General features: G+C 72.0%; 9 protein-coding genes and 1 tRNA gene. 2 read left to right on the top strand and 8 right to left on the bottom strand.

From position 1 onward, the window contains the following. Positions 1-844: NTP transferase domain-containing protein (locus AB0M20_RS16475; protein WP_364298854.1), on the bottom strand; the 844-nt coding region annotated here is incomplete at its 3' end. A 107-nt stretch (positions 845-951) separates the two neighbouring features. Next, positions 952-1,022, bottom strand: a tRNA-Gln gene (locus AB0M20_RS16470). 191 nt (positions 1,023-1,213) lie between these two features. On the opposite strand from AB0M20_RS16470, the gene AB0M20_RS16465 reads away from it, so the two are divergent. Further along, positions 1,214-1,816 carry a TetR/AcrR family transcriptional regulator gene (locus AB0M20_RS16465; protein WP_364298856.1) on the top strand — a complete coding sequence of 201 codons (603 nt, stop codon included), beginning with the start codon at positions 1,214-1,216 and terminating at the stop codon, positions 1,814-1,816. On the opposite strand, the gene AB0M20_RS16460 is transcribed toward AB0M20_RS16465, so the two are convergent. Genes AB0M20_RS16460 through rsmA form a run of 5 tightly spaced genes read right to left on the bottom strand, consistent with a single transcriptional unit; the run spans position 1,813 to position 6,417 of the window. After that, positions 1,813-2,247 carry a DUF4383 domain-containing protein gene (locus tag AB0M20_RS16460; RefSeq protein ID WP_364298852.1) on the bottom strand — a complete coding sequence of 145 codons (435 nt, stop codon included), beginning with the start codon at positions 2,245-2,247 and terminating at the stop codon, positions 1,813-1,815. The two genes, AB0M20_RS16465 and AB0M20_RS16460, sit on opposite strands and share 4 nt — an antisense overlap. Then, positions 2,247-2,717, bottom strand: coding sequence for a DUF4383 domain-containing protein (locus tag AB0M20_RS16455; protein ID WP_364298850.1), 471 nt, complete (start codon positions 2,715-2,717; stop codon positions 2,247-2,249). Before AB0M20_RS16455 ends, AB0M20_RS16460 begins: the two co-directional genes overlap by 1 nt. Before the next feature lie 40 nt (positions 2,718-2,757). Beyond that, positions 2,758-4,542 carry an ABC-F family ATP-binding cassette domain-containing protein gene (locus tag AB0M20_RS16450; RefSeq protein ID WP_364298848.1) on the bottom strand — a complete coding sequence of 595 codons (1,785 nt, stop codon included), beginning with the start codon at positions 4,540-4,542 and terminating at the stop codon, positions 2,758-2,760. A gap of 8 nt (positions 4,543-4,550) precedes the next feature. Next, on the bottom strand, positions 4,551-5,489 hold the full coding sequence (locus AB0M20_RS16445; protein WP_364298846.1) for a 4-(cytidine 5'-diphospho)-2-C-methyl-D-erythritol kinase: 939 nt from the start codon (positions 5,487-5,489) through the stop codon (positions 4,551-4,553). A 40-nt stretch (positions 5,490-5,529) separates the two neighbouring features. Then, entirely contained in the window at positions 5,530-6,417 is an 888-nt protein-coding gene (gene rsmA / locus AB0M20_RS16440; RefSeq protein WP_364298844.1) for a 16S rRNA (adenine(1518)-N(6)/adenine(1519)-N(6))-dimethyltransferase RsmA, read from the bottom strand. Positions 6,418-6,542: 125 nt separating this feature from the next. On the opposite strand from rsmA, the gene AB0M20_RS16435 reads away from it, so the two are divergent. Then, positions 6,543-6,965: a hypothetical protein gene (locus AB0M20_RS16435; RefSeq protein ID WP_364298842.1), complete on the top strand. Its 423-nt coding sequence runs from the start codon at positions 6,543-6,545 to the stop codon at positions 6,963-6,965. Here the strand turns inward: AB0M20_RS16435 and AB0M20_RS16430 are convergent. Further along, a complete protein-coding gene (locus AB0M20_RS16430) occupies positions 6,962-7,819 on the bottom strand; it encodes a TatD family hydrolase (protein ID WP_364298840.1) in 858 nt (285 codons plus the stop codon). The genes AB0M20_RS16435 and AB0M20_RS16430 overlap by 4 nt on opposite strands. Positions 7,820-8,079: the final 260 nt, after the last annotated feature.

Raw genomic sequence — 8,079 nt, 5'->3', positions numbered from 1 at the left:
CGATCTCGGCGTCCGGCGACAGCGTCACGGTGACGTCGATCCAGGTGGTCGCCGGGTCGAGGATCGAGACCCCGGCGCGCATCCAGGCCGCGTTCACCCGATCGCGCAGCCGGGCCCGCAGCCCGGCCAGCTCGGCCCGGTCGTTGCAGCCCAGCGTCTCCTCGGCGTCCGCCGCAACGTGCACGCCCACCGGGTGCCCGGCCTCGGCGAGCAGCTCGAAGACGTCGGTGAGATATTCCTCGCCCTGATTGTTGTCGGTCGACAGCCGGCCCAGCGCCTCGCGCAGCAGCGCCGCGTCGAAAGCGTAGATCCCGGCGTTCACCTCGCGGATCGCACGGACGGCGGGCTCGGCATCGCGCTCCTCGACGATCCGCTCGAGCCGCCCGCTCTCGTGCCGGACGATCCGCCCGAGCCCGGTGGGGTCGTCCACCTCGGCGGCCAGCACGGTCGCGCCCGCCTTGCTCTCCTCGTGTGCGGTGAGCAGTGCGTCGAGCGTCTCGGGCCGGAGCAGCGGGACGTCGCCGTTGAGCACGACGACGGTGCCGGCCGCGTCGGGCGCGGCCTGCAGAGCGATGCGGACGGCGTGCCCCGTGCCGTTCTGCACGGCCTGCAGCACCGGGACGGCCGACGGGGCGACCTCGTCGAGGTGCGCCCGCACGAGCTCCTCCTTGTGCCCGACGACCACGATCGTGTGATCGGCCCGCGCCGCGGAGGCCGCCTGGAGTACGTGCCCGACCAGCGTGCGGCCGAGCAGCGGGTGCAGCACCTTGGGCGTCGCGGACTTCATCCGCTTGCCCTCACCGGCGGCGAGAACGACGACGGTACGACCGGGGGTCTGGCTCACGCGGGACTCCATTGCTCGCAGAACTCCATTGCTCGCAGTATTTCGATGCGGGACGCGGCGCCACATCAGCCGCCGGGCCCAGGGGTCAGGGCCCACCACAACACACGCTCGGCCGCCAGGACTCGAACCTGGAACTTTCGGACCAAAACCGAAGGTGATGCCATTTCACCACGGCCGATCGGGAAGGTCGCCCACAAGTCTGCGACCGACCGCCAGAATCTACTATGTCAGCCGCGTCAACGCGGGAAGGGGCAGCGGCGGATCGGGCTCGGCCGCACCGCGCGTCCGTCCTGGCAGGATGGCCGGGTGACCGACCCCAGCGACACGCCCGCACAGCCCACGGCGCGCCCGGCGGCATCCCGCGTCCGGATGTCCGCCGCTCAGCGCCGCGAGCAGCTGATCGCGACCGGGCGGCAGCTGTTCGCCGAGCGGGGGTTCGACGGCACCAGCGTCGAGGAGGTGGCCGCGCGGGCCAAGGTCTCCAAGCCGGTCGTCTATGAGCACTTCGGCGGCAAGGAGGGCCTCTACGCCGTCGTGGTCGACCGTGAGGTGCGCTCGATGCTCGACCGGATCGCGGCGGCGCTGACCGCCGGGGATCCGCGTGAGTTGCTCGAGCAGGCCGCGCTGGCGTTGCTCGACTACATCGAGGAGGAGCCGCACGGCTTCCGGGTGCTCGTCCGGGAAGGCCCGGCCCTGTCCGCGACGGGCAACTTCTCCAGCGTGATGAACGACGTGGCGCACCAGGTCGAGCACATCCTCGGCGACGAGTTCAAGGACCGAGGGCTGGATTCGAAGTTCGCCGAGCTCTACTCGCAGGCGCTGGTCGGCATGGTCGCGCTGGTCGGGCAGTGGTGGCGCGAGGCGCGGAAGCCGAAGAAGGAGATGGTCGCCGCGCACCTGGTCAATCTGGCCTGGAACGGCCTGTCGCACCTCGAGGCCGAGCCCACGCTGACGACGCGGAAGACGCCTTAGCGGCTCACCGGCTCGGCCTCGCGGCCGACTTTGCCGTACAGGCCGGCGACGACCAGGATCAGCCCGACCGACGCCAGCACGATGACGTTGACCATCGACACGTTGAACACGTTGGCATCCGTCTGGATCATCGTCATCGCCACCATGGCGATGACCATCAGGGCCCAGCCGAGCACCATGTTGACGTGGTGGTGCACGTTGCCGCCGATGCCTGCGGCGGCCAGCACCGCGAGGCCGGCCACCAGCAGCACCACGGAGGCGGCCGGGTTGACGCGCAGGCCGAGAGCCCAGTCGGAGCCCCGGTGGAACAAGGGGTCGCCCCAGGTCTCGATCAGGCCGAGGCCGCCGACCAGGAGGAGGTAGAGCCCGGCGGCGGCGGCGAGGAGACGGTACGTCTGACGCAGGTGATGGTTGAGGGGGAAGTGCGCCATCAGGCCGTGCGACCCTCCCTCACCTGTCGTGGAGCGCCGGCCTCGTCCGACGCACCCACCTTGGTGTACAGGCCCGCGAGCACGAGCGCCAGCCCCACGAGGTAAGTGACGACCACCGTCGCGATGGTGAACTTGAGGAAGTTGGCGTCGGTGCGGCTGGTCGCCAGCTCGTACGTGCCGATCACCAGCAGCGTCCAGCCGCCCAGCCACTGGACCTGGTTGCCGATGTTGCGCGGCGCCAGGGAGGCGAGCACGACGACCGCGCCGAACACCAGCGACACGATGGACCAGAGCAGGTTGGTGCCCTGGCCGAGCACGCGGTCGTCGGGCTGGTCGAGCAGGCCCGCGCCGGAGGAGACGATCAGGCCGATCACGCCGAAGACGACCAGATAGCCCCCGGCCAGGATGGCCAGCAGGCGGTAGAGCGGCCGCAGCGGGTGATTGATCGGGTTGTGCGCCATGGTGGTCATTCTGGCTCATCGCTCACGGCGTCGCAGGTCCACCCCCGGATCAATCTTCGGGCACGCGCTCCGCCAGCTCCAGCCAGGCTTCCTCGGTGCGGGCCCTCTCCTCCTGCACGGCCTTGAGCTGCGCGTCGAGCTCGATGATCTTGTCGTAGTCGCTGCCGTGCACGGCCAGGCTCTCGTTGATCTTGAGGATGCGGTCCTCGAGCTTGGCGAGCTGCCGCTCGAGCCGGGAGAGCTCCTTCTTGGCGGCGCGCAGATCCCCGGCGCTCCACCCCGGCGACTTGATCTTGACGGGCTGGGTGTCGTCGGTGAGCTGCGGCTGACCGGTCGCGAGGTACTCGTCCACCCCGCCGGGGAGGTGCACCAGCCGGCCGTCGCCGAACATCCCGTAGGCCGTCTCGGTGACCCGCTCGACCAGATACCGGTCGTGGCTCGCCACGATCATCGTCCCCGGCCAGGTGTCGAGCAGGTCCTCGAGCGCGGCCAGGGTGTCGGTGTCCAGGTCGTTGGTGGGCTCGTCGAGCAGTAGCACGTTCGGCTCCCCGGCCAGCAGGCGCAGCAGCTGCAACCGCCGCCGCTCACCGCCGGACAGGTCACCCACCGGTGTCCACAGCCGCTTGTCGGTGAACCCGAAGATCTCGGCGAGCTGCGACGCGGCCATCTCCCGATCGCCGAGCTTGACCCGCTTGGCGATCTGCTCGACCGCCTCCAGCAGCCGCAACTCTCCGGGCAGCTCGTGCAGCTCCTGGGACAGGAACGCGGCCCGCACGGTGGAGCCGCGCACGATCGAACCGCCGTCCGGCTGCGTGAGCCCGGCCAGCAGGCGCAGTAGCGTGGTCTTGCCGGCGCCGTTGGCGCCCAGCACCGCGATGCGGTCGCCGGGGCCGACGTGCCAGGTCAGGTCCTCGAGGATGGTTTTGGTGCCGGCCTTGAGGGTCACCCGGTCGAGCTCGTAGACCTGCTTGCCCAGCCGCGAGGTGGCCAGGCGCTGCAGGCTGACCGTGTCGCGCACCGGCGGCACGTCGGCGATCAGCGCGTTCGCCGCGTCGATGCGGAACTGCGGTTTCGAGGTGCGGGCCGGCGGACCGCGTCGCAGCCAGGCGATCTCCTTGCGCAGCAGGTTCTGCCGGCGGGCCTCGACCTGGGCGGCCACCCGCTGCCGTTCGGCGCGGGCGAGGATCCAGGCCGCATAACCCCCGGCGTACGTCTGCACCGACTCGTCCACGACCTCCCAGGTCGCGGTGCACACCGCGTCCAGGAACCAGCGGTCGTGGGTGACCACCACCAGTGCGCCCTTGCGGGTCAGCAGGTGCCGGGCGAGCCAGTCGACGCCGGCCACGTCCAGGTGGTTGGTCGGCTCGTCGAGGATCAGCAGCTCGGCGTCGCGCACCAGCAGCGCGGCGAGCGCGACCCGGCGGCGTTCGCCACCCGACATGGGACCGACCGGGCTGTCCAGCCCGAGGTGGCCCATGCCGAGGCCGGCCATGATGGTCCGGACGCCCGCGTCGCCCGCCCACTCGTGCTCGGCGCCCATCCCCTCGGGCAGCCAGGCGTCACCCAGCACCACGTCGCGCACGGTGTGGCCGGGGTCGAGGTCGAGCGTCTGGGGCAGGGCCGCAACGCGCAGGTCGCGCCGGTGGGTGACCCGGCCCTCGTCCGGCTCCTCACTCTTGGCGAGCAATCGCAGCAGGGTGGACTTGCCGGCGCCGTTGAGGCCGACGATGCCGAGCCGGGCGTCGTCGTCCAGGCCGAGGGAGACGTCGGTGAGCAGGCGACCGGCGGCGCCGTAGCCCTTGCTGACCCGATCGAGATTGACGATGTTAGTCACAGTGCGTACTACGTTATCCGCGCGCCCGGCATCGGCCCGCGTGCGGTCCTCGCCTCACGGCACACGCCCGCGGCGGTCAGCCCCGCGGCGACCCGCTCGGCGTGGCCGGCGTCGGTCGCCAGGAAGACGCAGCTCGGGCCCGAGCCGGAGACGATGCCGGTGACCGCGCCCGCCGCCTGTCCCGCCTTGAGCACCTCGGCCAGCTCGGGCCGCAGCGACAGCGCCGCCGCCTGCAGGTCGTTGCCGAGCTCGTCGCCGAGCACCTCGGGGTTGCGCTGCCGCAGGGCCGACATCAGGTCGTCCGGGCTGTCCAGCGCCGTCGGCGCGAGGCCGGCCCCGCGCAGCCGGTCGAGCTCGCGATAGACGTCGGGGGTGGCGAGGCCGTCGTGCGCGACGGCGATCACCCAATGCCAGGTCGACGGCCGGGCGAGGACCGGGCTGATCGCCTCGCCGTGGCCGGTGCCGAGGGCGGTGCCGCCGTGCAGCAGGAACGGGACGTCCGACCCCAGCGTGCCGCCGAGCTCGGCCAGCTCGTCGCGGGGCACGCCCGTCCCCCACAACGCGTCGCAGGCCAGCAGGGCCGCTGCGGCGTCGGCGCTGCCACCGGCCAGGCCGCCGGCGAGCGGGATGGACTTGCGCAGATGCAGCCTGGCGTACGCGGGCACGCGGGTGTGCGCGGCCAGCGCACGGGCGGCGCGGATCACCAGGTTGGTCTCGTCCAGGGCCAGCTCGCCCGCGCCCTCGCCCTCCATGGTCAGCGTGAGGGTGTCGCCGGGGCTGGCACGCAGCTCGTCGAAGAGGCTGATCGCGTGGTAGACGGTGGTCAGCTCGTGGAACCCGTCGGGGCGCAGCGCCCCGACGCCGAGATGCAGGTTGATCTTGGCAGGGACGCGGACCCGGACCGGCCCGGACGGCCGCCGGTCATCCGGACCCCAGGCCTCCGTCACGCGGTGCGGCTCACGGACATGGTGTCACCGGCATCGATCTTCACCGGTCCACCTCCTCGGGCTGCTCACCGGACGCGGAGAGCTTACCGCCGTACCCTCTGACTTCAGCCGCAGCCGCGATCGCGGCGAAGTCGCGCACCCCCAGCGACTCACCCCTGGCCTGCGGATTCAACCCGGCTGTGACCAGCACCTCCTCGGCCCGGGCGGGACTGCCGGCCCATCCGGCGAGGGCCGCGCGCAAGGTCTTGCGGCGCTGCGCGAAGGCGGCGTCGACGACCGCGAAGACCGCTTTGCGGTCCACCGCGGCGGGCGCGGGGTGGCCGGCGAAGGCGACCAGGCCGGAGTCCACGTTGGGCACGGGCCAGAAGACCGCAGGGGGTACGCGTCCGGCGGAGCGCGCGTCGGCGTACCAGGCGAGCTTCACCGACGGAACGCCGTACACCTTCGAACCCGGCGGCGCGACCAGGCGGTCCGCCACCTCCTTCTGCACCATCACCAGCCCGCCGCGCAGCGTCGGCAGCTCGGCCAGCAGGTGCAGCACGACCGGGACGGCCACGTTGTAGGGCAGGTTCGCGACCAGCATGGTCGGCGGCGGGTCGAAGTCTTTGCTCGTGACCCGGAGGGCGTCGGCGCAGTGCACGGTCAGGCTGGGTGACCGCACCGTCTCGGAGAGGGCGGCGGCCAGCGTGGGGTCGATCTCCACGGCGTGTACGTGCGCCGCCGCGCCGACCAGCCCGAGGGTCAGCGAGCCGAGCCCCGGGCCGACCTCGAGCACCACGTCACCGGGGCGCAACCCGGCCGCGGACACGATGCGCCGCACGGTGTTCGGGTCGTGCACGAAGTTCTGTCCGAGCTTCTTGGTCGGCGTGACGCCCAGCCGTGCGGCGAGCTCCCGGATCTCCGCCGGGCCGAGCAGTGCGTCCGCCATGGGACGACAGCCTACGGGTGCCTTGATACAACGGACCTCATGACCGAGCCCGCGTCGTCCCGCCCTGGCCCGCACCCCCGACGCCGAGCCCCGGCGCCGGCCTCCGCCGCCCGGTGCCGCCGGTCATGACCGAGCTGCTCGAGCTGCGCGGCCTCGTGGAAGCGTCCGCCGACTCGGTGGCGGAGGTGCTGCTCGACGTCCGGCCGGGCGGGCGGTCACCGCTGGCTGCGACCGGCGACGCCGAGCCGGCCGACGGTGACGAGTTCGCCGTCGCCATCGATGGCAGCCGGATGACCGTCGTGGTGGATCGCGCCGCGCGGTCGGTGAGCCGGCAGGGCGAGTGGTGGTATCGCGGGGTGACCAGCGTCGAGCCGGACCCCCGCGGATCCATCGTGGTGCACCGGATCTTCAACGTCGCGCCGGGCCACCGGTGGGCGGTCCGCTTCGTCTCCCGCGGTCCACTGCTGGCCGCGCCGACGGAGTTCGCCGAGCACCTGCAGTCGCTCGCGCGCCAGCTGGGCGTCACCGCCCGGGTCCTCGAGCCTTAACCCCAGGGTCCGAGGACCCGGTCCCCCGTCGCCGAGATCGCCGCGCAGAGCTCGTCCAGGTCGACGCCCGTCGTCTCGGCGAGCGCGCGCATGGTGTGCGGGATCAGGTAGGACGCGTTCGGGCGGCCGCGATAGGGCATCGGTGTCAGGTAGGGCGCATCGGTCTCGACCAGCATCTGCTCCGGCGGCGTGATGGCGGCCGCCGCGCGCAGGGTCGCGGCGTTGCCGAAGGTCACGGTCCCGGCGAAGCTGAGCAGGTAACCGCGTCGGACGCACTCGGCCGCGAACTCCGCATCGCCGGAGAAGCAGTGCAGGATCACGGTCTCCGGCGCGCCCTCCTCGTCCAGCACCCGCAGCACGTCGGCGTGCGCGTCCCGGTCGTGGACGATCAGCGCCTTGCGATAACGCTTGGCGATGGCGATGTGCGCGCGGAAACTCGCCTCCTGCGCGGCGCGCCCCTCCGCACCCGTACGGAACGTGTCCAAGCCGGTCTCGCCGACCCCCCGCACCCGCGGCAGCCGGGCGAGCGACTCGATCTCGCGGAGGGCCTCGTCGAGGTCCGCCAGCCGTGGCGCCTCGTTGGGATGCACCGCGACCGCCGCCAGGACGCGCTCATCGCGGGCGGCCAGCTCGGCGCTCCACCTCGACGACGGCACGTCCACGCCGACCTGCACCAACCGGTCCACGCCGGCCTTGACGGCCGCCGCGATCAGGTCGTCGACGCCGGTGCCGGGCGCCTCCTGCACGGTGATGTCCAGATGGGTGTGGCTGTCGAAGACCGGCACCGCCAGCGGCTCCGGCGCCGGCGGGAACTCCCCCGCGCGCCGCTGCGCGCGTTCCTTACGTGTAGTCATCGCCGACCAGCGTGACACACGACCGCAGGAAGTGAGACATAGTGCACTCCGGCACGGCAGGAAACCGTTTGTTCACCTGGATTCCATTGACGTTGCTTAGCTTGCGTGGGTGACCGTGACCGGAGAGGACAACGCGGTCGGCGCGGACCCTCTGGAGCCGCCGCTGATGGCGCCGCTGCTGCGCGACCTCACCTGGGCCGACGTCCAGCAGATCGGAAGAGCACACCTCACAACTCCAGACACCCCAAAAGAGATCTCGT

It is taken from the genome of Actinoplanes sp. NPDC051633, assembly GCF_040681735.1.
Lineage (GTDB): Bacteria > Actinomycetota > Actinomycetes > Mycobacteriales > Micromonosporaceae > Actinoplanes.
The sequence above is the reverse complement of the archived record's forward strand: the minus strand, read 5'-3'. Positions and strand labels throughout refer to the sequence as shown.